An 18,317-nucleotide genomic window follows, 5' to 3' on the forward strand; every position below is an offset into this window, starting at 1 on the left:
GTGATGATCTTCAGACGACCCCGGTGATTTTAGCGGCCTTCTCCGCTGCCTCTCGCGTGAGGCCGTCCTTTCCGAGGATCGTGTATCTCTCGGGCCTTATCGTGTGGGCAATCGTGAGGGCCTCGATTATGTACTCCGGGTCGATCCCAAGCTCGTATGCGTTAGTTGGCGCCCCCACCCTCTTTAAGGTTTCCCTAACACGTTCCCACTTCATGCCATGGAGGTAGGCCATTATTATCGTCCCCACTCCGACCTGCTCGCCGTGCAGGGCCGGTTTCGGCGCTATGGCATCGAGCGCATGGCTGAAGAGGTGCTCCGCACCGCTGGCCGGCCTTGAAGAGCCCGCTATGCTCATGGCCACGCCGCAGGAGATGAGGCCCTTAACAACCTTCCTCACGCTCTCCTCGTTGCCGAGCCTTATGATGTCCGCGTTCTTTATCACCATCTTGGCGCTCATCAGGCTCAGCGAGGCCGCGTACTCGCTGTAATACTCGCCCTTTATCCTGTGGGCCAGCTGCCAGTCCTTCACCGCCGTCAGGTTGCTTATCATGTCGCCCACTCCAGCGGCTAAGTAGCGGTAGGGGGCGGTCTTGATGACCCTGACATCAGCTATCACCGCCACCGGCGGCACGGCCTTGACCGATGTCTTGGTCCCGAGGTCTTTGATGGATGCATTTGCACTCGCTATGCCGTCGTGGGAGGCGGTTGTTGGAAAGCTGATGAAGGGAACTCCCGCTTTGAAAGAGGCGAGCTTGGCGACGTCGATTATACTTCCGCCGCCGACGGCTATGAGCCAGTCAAATTCACCTTCCCTGATTTCATCGAGGGTCCGGTTTACCTCCTCCATCGTCGCGCCTTTAACGGGGAGGCCATCTACCTCGTACTCCCCCGAGAGGTTCTCCTCGACCTCCCTGCCCGCTATCTTTTTCGTGTGTCTTCCATAGAGCACGAGCGCTTTTCTCCCCAGTCCGAGCCTCTTCGCGACGTTCACGACCTCTCCCTTGAGATCCCCACCGAGCAAAACCTCTCGCGGGAGCTGCATCAGGTGCACTTTTCTCACCACCCCTACTCATAAGGTGGGAAAAGCTTTAAGGCTATCGGAACAACCGTCTATGGTGGTCAAATGGGGCTCTACGAGTTCTTTTACGAGTACTTCATCAGGCCCATACAGGAGAACCAGGGTTACAACCCCGTGAATACGGTTGTCTACGCTATAATCCTGGGCATAGCGGTCCTGCTACTGTACAGGATGCTCAAGAGAATGGAAATCAGGGTTGATGGCCGCTTCTTCAAGGCCCTCGTCCCGTACATAGTACTCGGCCCGCTGATGAGGAGCATGACGGACGTCGGAGTTCTTCCCAGAACGTACCTCACAGTGAGCCCCGGCGGCTACTTCGTCATAGCGGCCTTTGCGATAGCCTCCCTGTACATCGTCTGGAGGCACGTCGGGCCGGGCGAGAGGTTCTACCCGCTCTACCGTGACTTCGGCTGGGTGCTGGTGGGGGGACTGCTCTTCCTGCTCGTCATAAACCTGGACAAGGTCAGCTTCAACTGGGAGGTTTTCAAGTACTTCATTCCCGCCCTGGTTATAGCGGAGGGGGCGGTATGGCTGCTCGCGAAGAAGGTCCCCGTTATCGCCGACAACAGCGTCCTCTTCTACACCCACTTCTACGACGCGACCACCACGTTCGTTGGAATTCAGTTCTTTGGCTACTGGGAGCAACACGTTCTCGCGAGGTGGCTCATAGACACCTTCGGAACGGCGGCGATCATGTACCTCGAAAAGTTCCTCATCCTCCTTCCAGTGGTCTGGATACTCGACAGGTGGATGGCCGATGAGGATCCCGATCTGATAAACTTCGTGAAGCTGACGGTGTTCATCCTCGGCTTCGGGCCGGGAACGAGGAACCTGCTGATAATGCTGATGGGTGGTTGAGATGGAGATAGCGTGGAACGAAGTGGCCCTTGAGATGGCCCGAGAGGTTGAGAAGGTTGTGATGCCCCTCTTCGGAACCTCCGAGGCAGGGAAGACCGTGGGGACGAACGTGAGCGGGGACGTGACGAAATACGTTGACAAGGTCGCGGAGGACGTGGTCATCGGTCGTCTCGAGCCCCTGGGCGTCAACCTGGTGAGCGAGGAGATAGGCTTCATAGACAATGGGAGCGACTATACGGTTGTGGTTGATCCCATAGACGGTTCCTACAACTTCGCCGTCGGAATACCGATATTCGCCTTCAGCTTTGCGGTTTTCAGGGGGAAGGAACCCGTTTACGGGGCCATCTACGAATTCGTGCCGAAGCACTTCTACGAAGCCGTGCCGGGAAGGGGTGCGTTCATGAACGGCAGGCGGATAACGGTCAGGAAGCCGGAGCGTGGGAAAGAGGCCCTGAGCTTCTACACCCGCGGAAGATGTACCGGACTGATAAAGAGGGTCAAACGCGTTCGCGTCCTCGGTGCCATAGCCGTTGAGCTTACCTACCTGGCAAAGGGGGCCCTCGACGGCGTCCTGGACATAAGGAACTACGTCCGCCCGACGGATATAGCCGCCGGTGCGCTGATAGCGAAGGAGGCGGGGGCCATCGTAACCGACGGGGCGGGAAGGGAGCTGGAGATACACCTGAGCGCGACCGAGCAGACGAACATAATAGCCGTGAACGACCGCTACCTGCTCGATATGATAATGGAGGAGCTGGAAAATGGGCGTTGAAAAATATTTCTACCGCTACGGAAAGGCTACCTTCACGCTGTTCCTGATAAACGTGGCGGTTTACGTGGTCGAGTCTATCCTCAGCGGAAACCCTCTCAGTATAAGCATCGAGGTCTTGGCGAGGCTCGGCCAGTGGAACTACGCCGTCCTCAACTACGGCTGGTGGTGGCAGCTCCTCACCGCGATGTTCGTGCACGTCGGCATACTCCACATAGGCTTCAACATGTACTTCCTCCTGATGATGGGGAGGCAGCTTGAGGGAATCCTCGGGCCGAAGAGACTCGTCATGGTTTACCTTGTCTCGGGCCTTGCCGGGAACCTTCTGACGCTTCTCCTGTTGCCCCCTAACTCGGTCAGCGCCGGCGCGAGCGGGGCGCTCTTCGGCATAGTCGGAACGCTGATAGTCATCATGGGTGTCGTTGGTGGCAACATGCAGGGGGCGTTAATAAACGCCTTCGTGCTCTTCCTGATAAACAGCCTCCTGCCGAGCGTTAACATCTACGCCCACCTCGGCGGGCTCGTCGTCGGGATGGCCATCGGCTACTACTACGGCAAACGGATTAAGAGACACCTGATGGCGAGGATGTATGGGTACGGATATTACTAGGACCATCGCCGAAAGATTTAAAAATGCCCCCCTGGAGGTATAGGTCGAGCGCTCGGGTTGTGCCGGGGTAGCTTAGCCTGGTCAGAGCGCTCGGCTCATAGGGCCGCTCCCCTTCGGGGGAGCCTGAGAAACCGAGAGGTCCGGGGTTCAAAGCCCCGCCCCGGCACCACATTCACGCTTTTCCCGATTGCCTTTGAACTGGGGACAACTGCGGACGATTCTCGAACCGGTTACACCATCACCCACATGTATATCCGGAATATCCTGGAATATCCCTCGATTAAATGCTAAGTCGCCCTCTTCTCTTCCTCCGGGAACTTCCAGTTCTTCGTTATCCGCGTCACGTTCCTCACGAGAGCTTTCTCCTTCGGGTGCCTTGAGACCAGCTCCTCGAGGAAGGAGATAAGCTCGTCGTAGGCGGGTTTGTCTATTGGGAACGGAACCTTATCCTTGCCGCCAACGGCGTAGGTGAACTTGAATGGATCCGGCGGGTGAGTTACCGGGTCCTTCCAGCTCGGGTGGACGTCGTAGACCAGCTCAAGGATGAGCGATAAAGCCCTCAGCGTGCTCGGCCCGAGGCCCTTCAGGAGAAGAAACTCCTCGTAGTTATTCACGCTCAGCTCCCGGGCGAACTCCAGGGCTCTCTTGTTCAGCTCGAATCTTCCCAAACTTTCGTAGCGCCTCAGGATGGAAACCTCATCGACGTCGCGGGGCTTGTAGTAGACGAGCGGTCGGTAGCCCCTGGCTATGGCTTTCAGGCTCTCCAGCTCGCGCTCTATCTTCCTCGGCTTTTCCTGCACCACGTCGAGGAGCGTCCTCTGGTAATCCCTTGACTCCTTCGAGACCGTGTTGAGGGCGAACTCCCTTCTGAGCCCGGAGATGGCATTGTGCGGGTCGAGGATAAAGGTTTTGGCATCGAACCAGTGGAAGCGCCTCGCCATCCTCTCGGCCTCGTTCATGCCCTGCTGTACCACCGCCCAGTTGCCCTCCTCATCGAGGAAGAAAACGTGGTGGTAGAGCTGGTAGCCGGTCTGGAGGGCGACCGTATCGACCTTCGCGACTAGGCGGGAGGTTCTTACGTACGGCTCGGGGTCGAGTTCGTAGAGTTCGGCTATGGTCTTCAGCTCCTCCGGCGTTGCCCTGCTCTTCTTCCCCTTACCCCCTGCCGCCTTGACGCCCAGCTCCTCCCTCCAGAGGGCGTCCTTTATCATGCCCGCCGTTACGGTGGTCGAGCCGGAGGAGTCCCAGTCCATTCCGATGACATTGTTAAACGCCTGGAACCAGACCGGGTCGGAGAGCCTCTCCAGGAGTCCCTTCGTTCCGTACTCCTCAACCGCCAGAACCAGCACTAACTTGGTGAGCTTCCTCATCCTCTGCGCCAGCCACGCCGGAACGTGGCCGCCGTGGAGGGGCAGGTCGGCGATATTCCTCATCGGAGTTATATCTCTCTCCGAGGTTTTAACCATTATCCCCGTAGAATTTTCATAATTTTGGGCTATCATACGCAGAATCATCAGGAAAAACTGGTCATATAAATGGGAAAGCCTTTTTATCCTCCGCTTCGATTTCCGTCTGCTGGTTTAGGCTCACGGAGGTTGTGAAAATGGGAGTTGAGAAGGTTCCGAAGTACGACATCCCGACCGTTAAGGTTGACTACGTTTTTATCGAGCTCGACAAGATGAAGCCCCACGAGCAGCTCGTCCAGAAGGAGCTTGAGGCCTTCATCGAGAGCGTCACCGGCTCCGGCCTCTTCTGGAAGCCCATGCTCCTCGCCAAGGTCCCCGGTGAGGACACCTACCTCATCGTTGATGGTCACCACCGCTGGGCCGGTCTCCAGAAGCTCGGCGCCAAGAAGGCTCCCTCCGTCATACTCGACTACTTCAGCGACGATGTCAAGGTCTACACCTGGTACCCGGCCTTCAAGGGTAGCCTCGAGGAGGTTCTCGAGAGGCTCAAGGCAGAGGGGCTTGAGGTCATAGAGGACCCGGAGGCGGAGGAGAAGGCCGAGAGGGGCGAGATAGCCTTTGCCCTCGTCGGCGAGAAGAGCTTTGCCATACCCGGCGGCCTCGATGAGCAGAAGAAGGTCAGCAAGGTTCTCGACGAGATGAGCGTTGAGGGTAAGATCGAGCTCATCTACTACGGCCTCAAGGAGGACGCCAGAGAGGACATGGGCAAGGGCGAGATCGACTACGTCTTTATCAGGAAGGCCCCGGGCAAGGAGGAGGTCATGGAGCTCGTCAAGCGCGGCGAGGTCTACTCCCCGAAGACCACCAGACACGTCCTGCCCTTCAACCCGGACAAGATAGACGTCAAGCTTGAGGAGCTGTTCTGAAGGTTTTTAACCCCTTTTTCCTACTTTCTCCGCCGATGACGAAGGATCAACCGGCTGATGGGTGATGATCAGTCCAGGATACTGAGGCACCTACATAGGCAACTACAAAAAGGATTTAAATATCCATTCAGGATTTTACCCTTAAGCGGTGAGTGAAGTGCTCAGGATTTCACTTCCTGTGCTGGCACGGTCACGGAAGGAAGGAACCCGGAGGGTTGATGTCCCAGCATTCAGGCTGGTGAGTTCATTCTCCGACATAATCGAAGATAGCGCCGTTGTTATAGGCCGGGCCGGGATGAAGGTTCCTCCCGACTGGAATCTCATTACCGTGAGTTCCGTTAAGGGATATTTTGGTCCGAGGGAACTCCACAGAATTTTGGATGGTATAATCAAAAGTCTCAAAGGGCATCCGGATAGGGCGGTAATTATAGCCTGTCCCGAGTACCTGGCGCTCCATAACGGATTTGAGACGTTTCTGAGATTTTTGAACACCATTCGTGATCACGTTATACTCACCAATACCAAGGTCTACGTTGTCACTGATCCCCTTGCATGGAAACCAAGGCAGTGGGCCCTCCTCAAGAAACTTGAGCTCTGAGCGACAAACTTTAAAGCTCCACCGTTGCCCTCTTTATGATGAGGATGCTCCGCGGTTTAATCTTCGACGTTGACGAGACCCTGGTCTACTACGAGGGCTACGACCACAGGGAATGGTACGAGAAGTGGGTGATGCCGGCCCTTCGGGAGCACGGCATCGAGCTGGACTACGAGACCTACAGAGAGACAGTGACCGGCGAGCTTCCGAGAAGCTACGTCGAGCGCTTTGGAATTAATCACATCCAGTTCTGGAAAATTGTCGACGGCGTGAACCTCCAGTACCGCCGGTGGATGGCCGAACGGGGAAAGATACGGCCTTTCTCTGATGTTGATACCCTTGAAGAGCTGAAGGCGATGGGCCTGAGGCTCGCCGCGGTCAGCAACGCCTCCCAGGAGTGCACGGAGTTCGTTTTGAACCTCTTTGATTTGAGGAAATACTTCGAGGTCGTTTACGGGAAGGACTATTCAAACCTCGACGGCGTCAAGCCAAACCCCTACCTCGTTGAAAAAGCCCTAAATGCGCTCGGCCTGAAACCCGAAGAGACAATGATGGTAGGCGACAGTCATCATGACGTACTCGCAGGGAAGCGCGCTGGAATGAAAGTGGTCAACGTAACGCGCTTCGGTAAAATCGAGGGTGCTGACTACTACGTGAAGGATCTCTGGGAGCTTCTGGGGCGGGTGAGAAAAATTCTGGGGACTCAGTCCACGTAGAACTCCCTTTCGAAGACATCCACGCCAACCTCAAGGCTTTCGAGCCAGTCGAGGAATCTTCCAATGTTTTCGTCCCGGAATATTGCCCCGTGCTGGGGGCTATAAGTTGGGGCTTTAGCCTCCTGACTGAGCGAACCCATGCCATAAGGGCCTTCGTTGAGCTCATGTACCTCATATGGAAGCCCTCCATGTGTTTGATGTGTTCCTCAAAGTCCTCAACGAAGAGGTACCACTCGCCCTCGGGAAATGCCGCCGCCCCTATGTCCGAGCTAAAGAGTATCCCGCTCTTCTCGTCATAGAATGAGAAGTTGCCCGGGCTGTGGAGATAGTGTGAGGGAACAGCTTTTATTGTGGAGTTGCCGAGCTGGAAGTCCATTCCTTTGTCAGGTATCCCCATAGTCCTGCCGGCGCTTAGAACCGCCATGTGGGGTATGAACCTGACCCAGAGCTCCGAAATGGCGACCTTCGCAAGGGGAGCGTACTCAAACCAGAGGTTCAGACCGGCGACCACATCCGGATCCTGGTGGGAGTACATGAGGTACTTTATCTGGGTGGGAGGGATTATCGAGGAAACGTTTTTCAGAACGCGGGAGAAGACGAAAAACCCACCTGGCTCTATAAGGGCAGCTTCGTTGCCGTCCACCACAAGGTATTGGTTTGTGAGGATGCCCTTCTCGTCCTCGGCCTCCTCGATTCCAAGCCAGTACACCCTGTGCTTCCCGTCATCGTAGAGGGGATAAGTGTTCATGTTTCTTATCATCTCAGACACCTCCAACCGGAACCCAGACGTTCACCATATACGCACCCGATACCTTGGAAACAAGCTCCAGTGCCTCTCTTGCGGCCGTCTCGTCCCTGACCTTCAGTGTCTTTACCCCCTCGCCATCACGGTACTCAACCGCAAGGATTTGGCTCCTTCTGAGCAAAAGTTTGAAGCCCTTCACGCCATCCTGGGTTATGCCGGACACATAGAGGACGTCCTCAGGTATGTTCTTTCTAATGTCCATTATAACGTTCAGAAGTTCCCCTGGGGCCACAAGGTGCAGCCCGGTGTGTACCATTCTGGCCTTTGCGAGAAAACTGGCGACGCTCATAGGGTCCGAGAAGTCAAGATTTATTTCCCTTGCAGGGACATTCTGTTTAGCTGGATGTTCTCCTGACTCCGCCAGTTTTTTGAGGCTTTCTGCTATCCCCTCAACAAGGTGCTGAAGTGTCTTCCCAAGAAGGAACTCCCCCGGTCCCTGATACCCAATTTCCACGTTTGCCACCACGTTTTTTTGCCATTCTCTCATTGATACGGTCACTATGAGGTGGCTTTTCCTCCCAACACCCTCGTAGATATAACTGCTTTCATCGCTCATTATCGTGAACCGGTAGATATCACCGAACTTGAAAAGAAACCTCGGGAGCAGTACCTCTGCATTGATTCCTCCCTTCGTGTTTATCCCGACAACGTACGGCCAGTTGGTTATAAACTGGGGGGCGTCTTCCAGGATTTGAACTATATGTTCCTTTGGAGCGTCCATTCTCACGGAGGTGCTCTTTCTCTTCATTGTACCCCCTCCACGAGGGCCTGCAGCCTCAGGTAGGCGCCTTCGACACCCTCCAGCGGGTCGACTGGAAGAAGGACGTACACCTTTTCGCCGTCCTTTAGCAATGCCTCCCTCTCCTTTTCATGGAACACCACGTCGAGATCGAGGTTGATCACCCGGTTCCCGACTATCTCGAGGGTTCCAACGAGATGAGGAACCGCTGAGCTTGCGGGTGCATTCATAACCTCGCCCCATATGGAGTGAATCGCATCAAAGGGATCGACTGTCCAGAGAATTTGTTTGGTTAGAATGATTTTTGCTTTTGGAATCATATCTTTCACCTCCCAATTTCATGAGCATTTAAATCTAATTTTGACTTAAGTGGTTTGGAATTTAAACCTTTTGTTTAAAATTCGTGATGCAAAGCTATGGGAGTTCGAAATTTAAACTGGATCGGGTGTTGTGGACCCTGACCTTCCCCCGGCCCGAAGAGCGAGGCTGGGAAAAGAGAAAAGTCACTATCCTTAAATACTGTCAGGTGTAATAATATCCCCAGTGATGGTGATGGAGGCCGTTGGATTTAAATGTGAGAGGTGCGGTGCGCCCCTCGAAGTATCCCCCGAGACCATTGTGGCCATCTGCCCGTACTGTGGATTTCCGAACCACCTGAGTGGAAACCTGAAGACGGAGAACATCTACATCGTCCCAACGAAAGATAAGAATGCCATAGCCAAAGCATTCTGGGACCGCGTTAACAGGGATTTTGACCTGAAGAGGATGAAGGAGCAGATAGAGATAGTCGATATCGAGGGTCATTACGCCCCGTACTGGGTAGGCAACGTTCACGTTGAGGGTGACGTTAGGTATATGGTGCGCGAAGAGGAGTGCCATACAGACTCCAAGGGAAACACCCACTGCCACACCGTTGAGAGGCACTACCACGACTACGTTGATGAGGTTTTGAACCTTATTGGCTCAGCGAGGAGGCAGGTAAAGAGCTTCGGCGTTGATGACATCATCGTCCACTATTCGAGGGCAAAGCCCAAGGGAAGAAAGCTCCTTGAGCTTGATGAGGACCAGTGGGGCAAAATCAAGCTGGAGATACTAAACACGGAGATAGACGAGACCCAGGCGAAGATGATAATGCGAGAGGACGCGATAGACGTCATAAGGAACCGCTATTCAGCCAAGGCAGACAGGATAGAGCAGTTTGACATAAAGGCCGATGAGCCCCAGAACGTCTCCCTGGTTCTCCTGCCCATGTGGACGGTCTACTACAAGCACGAAAACTCGATATACCATGCAGTCTTCGCCGGCTGGGATGGAAGGGACATTGCCGCCACCGAACCGATGCCGGTATGGAGACGCGCCCAGTACATGACCGGCGTCGTTTTGGGAATCGTCATAGGCGCCGCCGGAGCCGCTTACGGCGGTGCAAACGGCTCTGCCATTCTCTCGGTGCTCTCGCTGATAATTGGGGCCGGCGCCAGCGGCTACTTTGGCTCGCTGGTTCTCGAGGGTCAGAGGACGGAGAGGAGCACCGGTATCATGGGGAGCTTCATGGGAGGTCTCAAGAGGTGATCACCATGGAGGTTCAATGCCCAACCTGTTCGGCCAGGTTCAAGGTTCCGGACACCGTGAGCGTGGCGACGTGTCCCTACTGTGGAACGACCTTCCACGTCCACACCGGTGAGGAGAGCTCCGAGGAGCACTTCTTCTTCCCGCCGATGAGGAAGGACGCGGGTGGAGTCCTGCTCAAGTTCCTATCCAGGCAGTACGGTGCCCCGGCCGACATAACGGGGGCAAAGGTAACGAAGAAGGAGCTACACTGGGTGCCGGTTTACTTCTTCTACCTCCATGGGAAGAGCACGCGCTGGTCAACGATAGAGGAGGTCCGCTTCGTTGGAATCCCGGCCGGCTCGCCTTTCCAGGGTCTTCTGAAGGACTATCCGTTCCCGATAAGGGGCAAACGCTTCTTCGATGAGGCGGTGGTCAAAAAGGGTAAGTACCACGAGCCGAAGATGTCTAAGGAAGAGGCCGAGGCGATAGCCAGGAGCATCATGGAGAGCGCTCTAAGGAGTGAAGCCGCGGAAGAGGACAAATCTCTAGGTGGCGTCGAAATAGAGGTGAAGTACCAGGGACTGGTGCACTATCCCCTCTGGGAGGTTCACTACGAATATGGGGGTCAGAACTTTGTGGGATACGTCGATGGGACCGATGGGAGGGTTGTCCAGGCCGAGTACCCGCTCATGAGCGGTGCCAGAAAGAAAGCCACCCTCCTGGGGGCCGCTGTTCTGGCGATCGGCCTGATAGTCGGAATAGCCGCGGCTGGAGCGTACGAAAGCGCCTGGGGATTCATTGGCGGACTCATTCCAGGAGGCGCAGGAGCCTTCGGGGTATTCCGGAAAGGCGCCGTCAAGAAGAGGAAGGTGAGCGAGGTTATGAGGCTCAAGGAAGGTAACCTGTACTTCAAACCTATATGAGGTGTTGCTTATGGGGAAGGAAACTTCGATAGTTGAGAAGCTTGAGCTCGTCATCCCGGGCTTCCACGGCTACAAGAAGAAGGAGCTCATAAGGGAGGACGACAGGCTCGTTCGGGGCAAGGTAGCGGACACCCTAGCCCTCGCCAGAAGGGAGATGGAGCGCGCCCTACAGCGCTGTGCCATGGTGAGCTGCGCCCAGCTCGTGGCGATAGACAATCTGAGGAAGAAACTCATGGCCCTTGAGAGCAGGGTGAGACACGCGGAAGCCGGCTACCGCGGCTACTTCGACAGGGTGAAGTTCAAGGAGGAGGAGCTGAACAGGCTCATCGAGTACGATGCAAAGATGATAGAGCTGGCCGAGGAGATACTCAACGAGGTCAAGGCTTTGAACGGCCAGATAGCGAACCCTCAGGCCCTGGGCATGGCGGTTCTGAACCTCGATGAGGAGCTGATAAACTTCGAGGAAGTCCTCGGCAAGAGGATGAGCTTCGCGGCGGGTGAGTGAGATGGTGCAGGTAATAGAATGGGTGAACCCTGGAGAGGACGAGATAATCTGGAGGTATCCAAACGAGGTCATCAAGTGGGGTGCGCAGCTGATAGTCCACGAGTACGAGGTAGCGGTCTTCATGCGCGATGGCAAAATCTACGACGTTCTTGGCCCCGGAAGGCACACACTGACGACGCAGAATCTGCCGCTCCTCTACCGGCTCGTCGGCGGTTCAAACAGCCCGTTTAAGGCAACCGTAATCTTTGTCAGCATGAAGCAGTTCCAGGGGCGCTACGGAGGAGAAACGCAGACGAGGGAACTGGCCCCAGTCAAGTACTACGGCGTCTACTGGTTTAAAGTTGCCGACCCGGTTCTCTTCATCACAGAAGTCGTCGGCGGGCAGAGCCTCTACGACACGAGCGACGTCACCAAGTTCATCCGCGCGTACTTCAACGAGGGCATGATGAAGCACCTCAGTGCTTACTCGATAGTTGACCTCTTCCAGAACCTCGACATGGTCAGCACGCAGGTCAAGGTCAAGCTCATCGAGGACTTCCGCAGGCTCGGCCTTGAGCTCGTCGATGTCAAGATTGAGGGAGTCAACACCACGGACGAGTGGCGCCAGAGGCTATTCTGGATAATGCAGACCGGCAACGCTCAGGCAGTCATGCAGATGGACACTGCCAAGCAGGTTGCTGCGGAGCTCGGAAAAAGTGAAGGGGCCGCGATGGGAACCGGTATGGTCATAATGCCCCAGCTCCTCCAGCAGCCGGCTCAACCCGCCCAGCCGGCCCAGCCCTACGCCGGCGGGGGCGTCCCGCCAGCCGGATACCAGCAACCGGCCCAGCCGGGGGCACCGGCTCAACCAGCTGGCCAGGAGATATGCCCCTACTGCGGAAAACCCATCCCACCGGGGGCAAGGTTCTGTCCCTACTGCGGGCACGAGATAAAACGTTGCCCCAACGGCCACATAGTCCCCGAGGGGGCTAAGTTCTGTCCTGTATGTGGAGCCAAGATTGAATGAACTCCATTTTCTTTTTCCTTTGCAGTGGTAAGGTTTATATAGTCACAGAGGGTATATTGTTCTGTCAGATTCACTCCACATGGTAACGCCTCGGTGATGGTTTATGAGGTCAGCAATCGTCCTTTCTCTGCTCGCCCTCGTTCTCCTGGCACCGTTGGCGGAAGCTGATGAGTGGTCTCCTGTAGAAGTAATCGAGTTCCAGGGGATTCAGAGCCCCGGGCCGGTTATCCCCCGGATAGCCAAGGGTGAATACGACGTCGGACTCTTCTCCCTTCCGGCCGGAGATTACCGCGGTCTGCCTAAGGACCTCCTCAAAAATCTCGAACTCTACAAGACCGTCGTCTCGTACACGGATCTGACCTTCAACACCTACCACGACCCGGACAAGGAAGCTCCAATCGTCACCGTGGGGAACGAGACCTACTTCAACCCCTTCGCCATCAGAGAGGTCAGGTTTGCGATGAACTACCTCATAAGCAGGGAATACATCGCCCGGGAGGTTTACGAAGGCAGTGCGGCACCGATGTTTAGCTGCGTAAGGCCCAGCCACCCGGCTGACAAATACTTCGAGCCGGTCTATGCCGCCCTGAACCTCACGGCCGAGGGGAACGAAGAACTCGCCCTCCAGATGATGGAGACGGCGATGGAGGAAGCCGCGGAGGAGGTCGCCAGGTACAGCCACAGGCTGGAAAAGGTAAACGGAACCTGGCACTTCGATGGTAGGCCTGTAACGGTCAAGCTCGCCGTCCGCACCGAGGACGAGAGGGCAAAACTGGGCATATACATCGCCGAACAGCTCAGAAAAGCCGGTTTCGCCGTTGAGAAGATCTTCCTGGACAGGTATAAGGCAGGTCAGCTCGTCTTTGCCAGGCCCCCCAGCAACTACGAGTGGAACGTTTACACCGGCGGCTGGTTCGCTGATAAAGATGCCAGCCTCTGGATAAACGACTACGCCGCCTGGTTCTACTCGGCCTGGTACGGCTACCTGCCCGGAAGGGTTGAACCCAAGCACCTCAACACCGTCACGGTCATGGAGTTCCTTAGGAAAGCCGGCAATGGCGACCCGGACAACGGCCTGAATGCCATCGGCGCGGAGTACTACGGCAAAGCCTCGGAGCTGGGAGGGATTCTCAACTGGACGGAGGAGGAGCTGACGAGATTGCTCACCAACATCAGCGCCGAGGTGAACGGTGAAAGCTACGCGATAACCAGCGCGGGCCAGTACTGGGACCTGCAGAAAATAGCTGTTGGCATTGGAATTATGGAGGGCGCCAGGATCTTCCTTGTCGAGGAGTGGGAGCTGTCGCCCGTGAACAGGGAGAGAGTTAAAGGCATAACCCCCGACCCGACCACCGGAATCCTCAACCGCTGGAGCTTTTTGAACGCGAGAACTCCCGATGGGGTCCTCAAGGTGGCCTACTTCGTCCCAACCTGCGGCCTCTGCGACTCCTTCAACCCGGTCAGCGGCTTCGACACCCACGTCTTCCCTGCCAACCTGTGGGGGCTCGTCCACGACCCCGGAATCTTTCTCGGCCCTGGCGGCCTCTACACTCCTTACCGGTGCAACTGGACGGTCGAGAGGGGCAACTTCACGGTTCCAGGCAGCGCGGTCACCTACAACCAGACCCGGGGCTGGATCGCCGCCCACGCCGGCGAGACAGCTGACGTTAAGGTCACCGTTACCTGTGACCTGGGCGAGTGGCATGACGGGGTCAGGATGAGGATGGCGGACATCAAGTACTACATCGCCTTCCTCTACACCTGGGCCTACCGGGACGGTCCGGACGACCCCTACTACGACGAGAACCTGGGCGACACAGCTGCATCGCTCTCCAAGGTTCTTGGCTTTCAGTTCACCGGCGACGGCTACGTGGTTTACGGTAGCTACGCCCATCCCTTCGCCGATGACCTCACGACGAAGACCTACGTTTTCTACCCGGAATTCCCCTGGGAGCTGTATTACGCCATGGGCGAGCTTGTCGCCAACGCCAGTGAATACGGCATTTGGAGGGGTTACTCCTTCACCCGCAACGGAAGGAATGTGGAGTCCCTTAACATCATGGCCAAGGAGCACGCGGAAGACCTAGCGAGGGTTCTGGAGGTTTTGAAGGAGCAAAAGGCTGTTCCCGGGGCGATCGCCGGTGATGTGGCCGATCCGGGGGAAGGCTACGCCAGGGCGATTGAGTGGATCAGCGTTAAGGGTCACGCGGTGATAAGCAACGGGCCGTTCTACATTGAAAAGTACGAGCCGAGAACCCTGTACCTGGAGCTGAGGGCATTTAGGGGAGTATCTCCGATTCCCTCCCCAGCAGCGGCCCCCACGACGTCCCCCAAACCTGCAGGGGAACCCGGCGGGAGCCAAAGCACCGCCACCAAAGCTATATACGCGATTGGGATAGTGGGCGTCCTTATACTTGCACTGGTGCTTGTGAGGAAACGGGGGTGATTTTCGGGGCCTGTCCGTCGTGAGGTTTTGGGGAGGAAGGTGAATAAACCTCTCCCGTTCGAGTCCACCCTCGCGACGGACTTGGGGTTCATCAGCCTCAACTCCCCTCCCGGGTTCATTGGGGAGTAAATCACTGGCCTCACCCCCGCTCAGGGGGACCCCAACTCCCCGGTAAAACTCCCGAAAACCGCCCGCTTCGGGACTTTAACACACTCCCACATTCCGGGCAGTCATCTAACAAAACCATTAAATAAAACCCTAAAAACCTTACCCCCTGAAGACACACAAACACACAAAAAGAAGAACAGTTCAGCTAGGCATATCCATCACATTTTTATGCTCTCCTCTGCCACCTTAAGCAGTTCTTCAGGTGTTAGAACTTCTATTCCCTTTGGCTTCCTCTCGAGGGACTCCCAGCTTGGCACCACGGGTACTACACAGCGGTCAAAGCGGGAAAGCTTCTCTTCAAGCTCGGCACGTTCACTTCTCCCGGAAATTATTCTTACGGGAATAATTCCGGCGGGAATAGTTAGGGTTTCGCCAGCAATGAGAGTCCCAGCACAGGTATCAAGAAGCCAGGATAGACGAGCTAACGAGAAAAATAGACGAGCCGGCTGAATTCTTCAGGCTCCTCTCGGGGAAGGGACGATTTATTCTTTTCCAGTCGATACAAATTTTTGCCAAAAACTATTTATATCTGGCAGAATCATCAGTAAATGGTGGTTACATGGAGACTTTGGTTAAAAAGTTCGACCCCCAGGGGCGGCTTCTCCTGCCGAAAGAGATCAGGGAGAAGCTCGGCGACGAGGTTATAATAGTCGACCTCGGCGACAGGGTGGAGCTACTGCCAAGGAAAAAGGCGGACTTGGAGAGATTCTTCGACAGCGTTGAGGTGGAGGAGCTGACGGGATGGGAGGAGCTTAAAAAGGAGCTGTGGGCGGAATGAGGTTCATCGACGCCAACGTCTTCATCTACGCGTTCTTGAAGCCGAGAAAGGAACCCCCGGAAAACGTTAGACTCATCAAGGAAAATGCAAAAAGAATACTGGCAAGGATCAGCGAGGGGGAAGGTGTCGCCACAACTGTTGTCCACCTGAGTGAGGTTGCCAACGTCATCGAGAGCAGAGGAGGAAAGCGAAAAGCCGCCGAAGTCCTTTTGGCGATTCTGACGAGCGAGAACATCGAAGTTCTGCCGGTTTCCACGGGCGACTATTTGAAGGCCGCTCTCGTAGCTGAGGAGAGAAACCTCGGGGTGAACGACGCTTTGGCATATATCAAGATGAAGGGGCTTGGTATAGAGGAAATTTACACCTTCGACAGAGACTTTGAAAAGCTCGACGTTAGGGTTCTGCAGGAATGAAAGGCCAAGGGGAAAAGAACATCAAATCCCAAACATCTCCTCAATATAAGCCCTTATCAGCTCCTTCGTCGCGAGCAGCCCCTTGACGTGCGTCCTCTCCATACCGTGGCTCGCGTGGACGCCTTGCCCGATGAGTGCAACTCTGATGTCCCAGCCGGCCCTCAGAGCGGCCGAGCCATCCGAACCGTAGTAGGGGAAGACATCGACCACGTGGGGAATATCGTGCTTCTCGGCCAGCTCGATGAGCCTGGTCGTCATCTCGTAGTCGTAGGGGCCTGTGGAATCTTTCGCCGCTATCGATACCGCCGTTTCCTTGCCCGCGACGCCATCCCCAACGACGCCCATATCGACGACAAGGAGCTCCTTCATGCTCCTTGGATAACCCGCCGAACCACCGTGTCCGACCTCCTCATAGGGCGAGAAGAAGAACGCCACCGGGAGCTTTTCAAGGGCCTCAGCCCCCAGATCGAGCATCAGGTCTATCATAACGGCCACGCTCGCCTTGTCGTCGAGGAAGTGGGCCTTGACGAAGCCGTTCACGTACTCGAACTTCGGGTCGAAGGCTATGAAGTCACCTGGCCTTATGCCGAGCTTCTCTGTATCTTCCTTCTTCTCCACCAGCTCGTCGAGGCGGATGTACATGTTTTCCTCCTTGCGCTCTTTCTTTCCGGCCTCCTTGTTGACGTGGACGCTGGGGTTCTTGAGGAGGAGCGTGCCCCTGAACCTCTTCCCCGAGCGGGTGATTATCGTGCAGTACTCGCCTTCGAAGGCGGGGAGGTGAAGGCCGCCTATTCTGGTGAAGCTCAGGTGTCCGTTCGGCAGGATTCCTTTAACCATCGCACCGAGGGTGTCAACGTGGGCCGCTATCACAAGCTCCGGCTCAGGATGGTTGCCCGCTATCAGGGCGCCCTTGTTGGTGAAGTAGGTTTTCACACCGTTTTCGTTGAGGAGTTCCGCTATGTAGGCCATGACCTCCTTCGTGTAGCCGGTTGGGGACGGTATCTCCAGAATCTCCCTGAGAATCTCGATCATTCTTTCCATTATGACCACCGTTAAAAGAAAGGTCGAAGGGTTAAAAAGGGCATCGGTCTTTCAGCCCATCAGAGCGCTGAGAACCATGAAGAGCCCTATGACGAGCAGGGTCAGCACGAAGGTGACGCTTATCGCCTCCTCGGCCTTCAGGCGGTACTGGGCCAGAATCGCGTTGGCCGCTATGGCCGGGGGCATCGAGGCCTCGACGAGGACCGAGTAGAAAACGCCCGGGGCCGCCCAGCGGAGGGTGAGGAAAACGAAGGTGAAGGGAATCGCTATCCGGAAGGCCCCGACCTCCGCGAGCTTGCGCCAGTCGAAGCTTCTCAGCGTTATCCGCGAGCCGAAGTAGATGATAAGCAGGGGTATGCTGAGCCAGCCGACGGTTCTTATCGGCTCAAGGATTTGGGCAGGAATCTGAACGCCGCCTATGACGAGTGCAAGGGCGAAGAGGTTCGCCACCGTCGGCGGAAACTTCAGCGCCTTCAGGAAGCTGTCCTTAACGCTCGCGCCTCCGCTGGAGTAGTGGGCCGCTATGAAGGTGACGATTGGGATGACTATCATCGAGTTGGTCGTGGAGTAGAGTATCGCGGGCGTTATGTCGTCGAGGAAGAGGCTCGCTATCGGGAAGCCGAGGGCGGCGGTGTTGGGATAGACCGAGAGAACCATCAGCGCACCGGCCCAGGGGTCGTTTTTAAGGACGACGCGGCCGTAGATGTACGAAAACCCAAGGCTTATCGCGATTATCAGGAAGACGTAGAGGAAGACAGTCTTTATGCTCAGGAGGTAGTTCAGGTCCTTGCTCGCCACGTTCCCGAAGATGAACAGGGCGAGGAGAAAGTCGTTCACCAGGATTCGGAGGTAGTCGAAGGGCTTCTCCGATTTGACCAGCCTCTTGAGGACGTAGCCGACCGCTATAAGGGCGAGCATCTCGGCGATGTTCATGCTTAAACCTGGGGTTCAGCGTTTAAAAGTCTGTCGAGTGTGGAAAAATGAAAG

20 protein-coding genes and 1 tRNA gene are annotated in these 18,317 nt (G+C 55.9%); 14 read left to right on the forward strand and 7 right to left on the reverse strand.

Annotated features, from left to right (window positions below):
• Positions 1-10: 10 nt before the first annotated feature.
• Positions 11-1,051 (reverse strand): NAD(P)-dependent glycerol-1-phosphate dehydrogenase, encoded by a 1,041-nt coding sequence (locus FH039_RS07305; RefSeq protein ID WP_139681732.1) that lies wholly within the window; start codon positions 1,049-1,051, stop codon positions 11-13.
• Between the two features lie 72 nt (positions 1,052-1,123).
• On the opposite strand from FH039_RS07305, the gene FH039_RS07310 reads away from it, so the two are divergent.
• From FH039_RS07310 to FH039_RS07325, 4 genes are all read left to right on the forward strand, one after another.
• Positions 1,124-1,936, forward strand: a complete 813-nt coding sequence (locus FH039_RS07310) for a DUF63 family protein (protein ID WP_139680784.1) — start codon at positions 1,124-1,126, stop codon at positions 1,934-1,936.
• A 1-nt stretch (position 1,937) separates the two neighbouring features.
• Positions 1,938-2,708, forward strand: coding sequence for a bifunctional fructose-bisphosphatase/inositol-phosphate phosphatase (locus FH039_RS07315; RefSeq protein WP_139680785.1), 771 nt, complete (start codon positions 1,938-1,940; stop codon positions 2,706-2,708).
• Positions 2,698-3,315, forward strand: coding sequence for a rhomboid family intramembrane serine protease (locus FH039_RS07320; RefSeq protein WP_139680786.1), 618 nt, complete (start codon positions 2,698-2,700; stop codon positions 3,313-3,315). Before FH039_RS07315 ends, FH039_RS07320 begins: the two co-directional genes overlap by 11 nt.
• A 61-nt stretch (positions 3,316-3,376) precedes the next feature.
• Positions 3,377-3,484: transfer RNA gene (locus tag FH039_RS07325), tRNA-Met, on the forward strand.
• 118 nt (positions 3,485-3,602) lie between these two features.
• Here the strand turns inward: FH039_RS07325 and FH039_RS07330 are convergent.
• Positions 3,603-4,748 carry a DUF763 domain-containing protein gene (locus FH039_RS07330; protein WP_139680787.1) on the reverse strand — a complete coding sequence of 382 codons (1,146 nt, stop codon included), beginning with the start codon at positions 4,746-4,748 and terminating at the stop codon, positions 3,603-3,605.
• A gap of 170 nt (positions 4,749-4,918) precedes the next feature.
• Between FH039_RS07330 and serK the strand changes: the two genes are divergently transcribed.
• The 3 genes from serK to FH039_RS07345 all read left to right on the forward strand — a co-directional run bounded on the left by serK (position 4,919) and on the right by FH039_RS07345 (position 6,958).
• Positions 4,919-5,647: an L-serine kinase SerK gene (gene serK / locus FH039_RS07335; protein ID WP_139680788.1), complete on the forward strand. Its 729-nt coding sequence runs from the start codon at positions 4,919-4,921 to the stop codon at positions 5,645-5,647.
• Between the two features lie 148 nt (positions 5,648-5,795).
• Complete coding sequence (locus FH039_RS07340; RefSeq protein WP_240703189.1) at positions 5,796-6,245, forward strand: DUF835 domain-containing protein; 450 nt, start codon at positions 5,796-5,798, stop codon at positions 6,243-6,245.
• 44 nt (positions 6,246-6,289) lie between these two features.
• Positions 6,290-6,958 carry an HAD family hydrolase gene (locus tag FH039_RS07345; RefSeq protein WP_139681733.1) on the forward strand — a complete coding sequence of 223 codons (669 nt, stop codon included), beginning with the start codon at positions 6,290-6,292 and terminating at the stop codon, positions 6,956-6,958.
• Here FH039_RS07345 and FH039_RS07350 read toward each other — a convergent pair.
• Genes FH039_RS07350 through FH039_RS07360 form a run of 3 tightly spaced genes read right to left on the reverse strand, consistent with a single transcriptional unit; the run spans position 6,852 to position 8,822 of the window.
• The gene (locus FH039_RS07350; protein ID WP_240703190.1) at positions 6,852-7,718 is read right to left on the reverse strand and encodes an oxygen-binding di-iron domain-containing protein; all 867 of its coding nucleotides are present in this window, start codon (positions 7,716-7,718) and stop codon (positions 6,852-6,854) included. The two genes, FH039_RS07345 and FH039_RS07350, sit on opposite strands and share 107 nt — an antisense overlap.
• A 1-nt stretch (position 7,719) precedes the next feature.
• On the reverse strand, positions 7,720-8,511 hold the full coding sequence (locus tag FH039_RS07355; protein ID WP_139680789.1) for a hypothetical protein: 792 nt from the start codon (positions 8,509-8,511) through the stop codon (positions 7,720-7,722).
• A complete protein-coding gene (locus FH039_RS07360) occupies positions 8,508-8,822 on the reverse strand; it encodes a hypothetical protein (RefSeq protein WP_139680790.1) in 315 nt (104 codons plus the stop codon). Before FH039_RS07360 ends, FH039_RS07355 begins: the two co-directional genes overlap by 4 nt.
• 232 nt (positions 8,823-9,054) lie before the next feature.
• Here FH039_RS07360 and FH039_RS07365 point away from each other — a divergent pair, with 232 nt between their 5' ends.
• From FH039_RS07365 to FH039_RS07400, 7 genes are all read left to right on the forward strand, one after another.
• Positions 9,055-10,071, forward strand: a complete 1,017-nt coding sequence (locus FH039_RS07365) for a hypothetical protein (protein ID WP_139681734.1) — start codon at positions 9,055-9,057, stop codon at positions 10,069-10,071.
• A gap of 5 nt (positions 10,072-10,076) precedes the next feature.
• Positions 10,077-10,973 carry a zinc ribbon domain-containing protein gene (locus tag FH039_RS07370; protein ID WP_139680791.1) on the forward strand — a complete coding sequence of 299 codons (897 nt, stop codon included), beginning with the start codon at positions 10,077-10,079 and terminating at the stop codon, positions 10,971-10,973.
• A 10-nt stretch (positions 10,974-10,983) separates the two neighbouring features.
• Positions 10,984-11,478: a hypothetical protein gene (locus FH039_RS07375; protein ID WP_139680792.1), complete on the forward strand. Its 495-nt coding sequence runs from the start codon at positions 10,984-10,986 to the stop codon at positions 11,476-11,478.
• 1 nt (position 11,479) lies between these two features.
• Entirely contained in the window at positions 11,480-12,484 is a 1,005-nt protein-coding gene (locus tag FH039_RS07380; RefSeq protein ID WP_139680793.1) for an SPFH domain-containing protein, read from the forward strand.
• A 103-nt stretch (positions 12,485-12,587) separates the two neighbouring features.
• Positions 12,588-14,930 (forward strand): ABC transporter substrate-binding protein, encoded by a 2,343-nt coding sequence (locus FH039_RS07385; protein WP_139680794.1) that lies wholly within the window; start codon positions 12,588-12,590, stop codon positions 14,928-14,930.
• Positions 14,931-15,657: 727 nt separating this feature from the next.
• Entirely contained in the window at positions 15,658-15,876 is a 219-nt protein-coding gene (locus FH039_RS07395) for a division/cell wall cluster transcriptional repressor MraZ (RefSeq protein WP_139680795.1), read from the forward strand.
• Entirely contained in the window at positions 15,873-16,289 is a 417-nt protein-coding gene (locus FH039_RS07400) for a type II toxin-antitoxin system VapC family toxin (protein WP_139680796.1), read from the forward strand. The genes FH039_RS07395 and FH039_RS07400 overlap by 4 nt, the downstream gene beginning before the upstream one ends.
• 21 nt (positions 16,290-16,310) lie before the next feature.
• Here the strand turns inward: FH039_RS07400 and FH039_RS07405 are convergent, their stop codons facing one another.
• Together FH039_RS07405 and FH039_RS07410 are read right to left on the reverse strand one after the other, a co-directional pair.
• Positions 16,311-17,330 carry a M42 family metallopeptidase gene (locus tag FH039_RS07405; RefSeq protein ID WP_139680797.1) on the reverse strand — a complete coding sequence of 340 codons (1,020 nt, stop codon included), beginning with the start codon at positions 17,328-17,330 and terminating at the stop codon, positions 16,311-16,313.
• Positions 17,331-17,381: 51 nt separating this feature from the next.
• Positions 17,382-18,263 (reverse strand): AEC family transporter, encoded by an 882-nt coding sequence (locus FH039_RS07410; RefSeq protein ID WP_139680798.1) that lies wholly within the window; start codon positions 18,261-18,263, stop codon positions 17,382-17,384.
• Positions 18,264-18,317: the final 54 nt, after the last annotated feature.

This window comes from Thermococcus indicus, assembly GCF_006274605.1.
Taxonomy (GTDB): Archaea; Methanobacteriota_B; Thermococci; order Thermococcales; family Thermococcaceae; genus Thermococcus; species Thermococcus indicus.

What these genes read in the sequence shown, in the direction of transcription:
- FH039_RS07310 (WP_139680784.1), top strand. Translation starts at nt 1,124, where the DNA reads ATGGGGCTCTACGAGTTCTTTTACGAGTACTTCATCAGGCCCATACAG.
- FH039_RS07315 (WP_139680785.1), top strand. Translation starts at nt 1,938, where the DNA reads ATGGAGATAGCGTGGAACGAAGTGGCCCTTGAGATGGCCCGAGAGGTT.
- FH039_RS07320 (WP_139680786.1), top strand. Translation starts at nt 2,698, where the DNA reads ATGGGCGTTGAAAAATATTTCTACCGCTACGGAAAGGCTACCTTCACG.
- FH039_RS07330 (WP_139680787.1), bottom strand. Translation starts at nt 4,748, where the DNA reads ATGAGGAATATCGCCGACCTGCCCCTCCACGGCGGCCACGTTCCGGCG.
- serK (WP_139680788.1), top strand. Translation starts at nt 4,919, where the DNA reads ATGGGAGTTGAGAAGGTTCCGAAGTACGACATCCCGACCGTTAAGGTT.
- FH039_RS07345 (WP_139681733.1), top strand. Translation starts at nt 6,290, where the DNA reads ATGCTCCGCGGTTTAATCTTCGACGTTGACGAGACCCTGGTCTACTAC.
- FH039_RS07350 (WP_240703190.1), bottom strand. Translation starts at nt 7,718, where the DNA reads ATGATAAGAAACATGAACACTTATCCCCTCTACGATGACGGGAAGCAC.
- FH039_RS07355 (WP_139680789.1), bottom strand. Translation starts at nt 8,511, where the DNA reads ATGAAGAGAAAGAGCACCTCCGTGAGAATGGACGCTCCAAAGGAACAT.
- FH039_RS07360 (WP_139680790.1), bottom strand. Translation starts at nt 8,822, where the DNA reads ATGATTCCAAAAGCAAAAATCATTCTAACCAAACAAATTCTCTGGACA.
- FH039_RS07365 (WP_139681734.1), top strand. Translation starts at nt 9,055, where the DNA reads ATGGAGGCCGTTGGATTTAAATGTGAGAGGTGCGGTGCGCCCCTCGAA.
- FH039_RS07370 (WP_139680791.1), top strand. Translation starts at nt 10,077, where the DNA reads ATGGAGGTTCAATGCCCAACCTGTTCGGCCAGGTTCAAGGTTCCGGAC.
- FH039_RS07375 (WP_139680792.1), top strand. Translation starts at nt 10,984, where the DNA reads ATGGGGAAGGAAACTTCGATAGTTGAGAAGCTTGAGCTCGTCATCCCG.
- FH039_RS07380 (WP_139680793.1), top strand. Translation starts at nt 11,480, where the DNA reads ATGGTGCAGGTAATAGAATGGGTGAACCCTGGAGAGGACGAGATAATC.
- FH039_RS07385 (WP_139680794.1), top strand. Translation starts at nt 12,588, where the DNA reads ATGAGGTCAGCAATCGTCCTTTCTCTGCTCGCCCTCGTTCTCCTGGCA.
- FH039_RS07395 (WP_139680795.1), top strand. Translation starts at nt 15,658, where the DNA reads ATGGAGACTTTGGTTAAAAAGTTCGACCCCCAGGGGCGGCTTCTCCTG.
- FH039_RS07400 (WP_139680796.1), top strand. Translation starts at nt 15,873, where the DNA reads ATGAGGTTCATCGACGCCAACGTCTTCATCTACGCGTTCTTGAAGCCG.
- FH039_RS07405 (WP_139680797.1), bottom strand. Translation starts at nt 17,330, where the DNA reads ATGGAAAGAATGATCGAGATTCTCAGGGAGATTCTGGAGATACCGTCC.
- FH039_RS07410 (WP_139680798.1), bottom strand. Translation starts at nt 18,263, where the DNA reads ATGAACATCGCCGAGATGCTCGCCCTTATAGCGGTCGGCTACGTCCTC.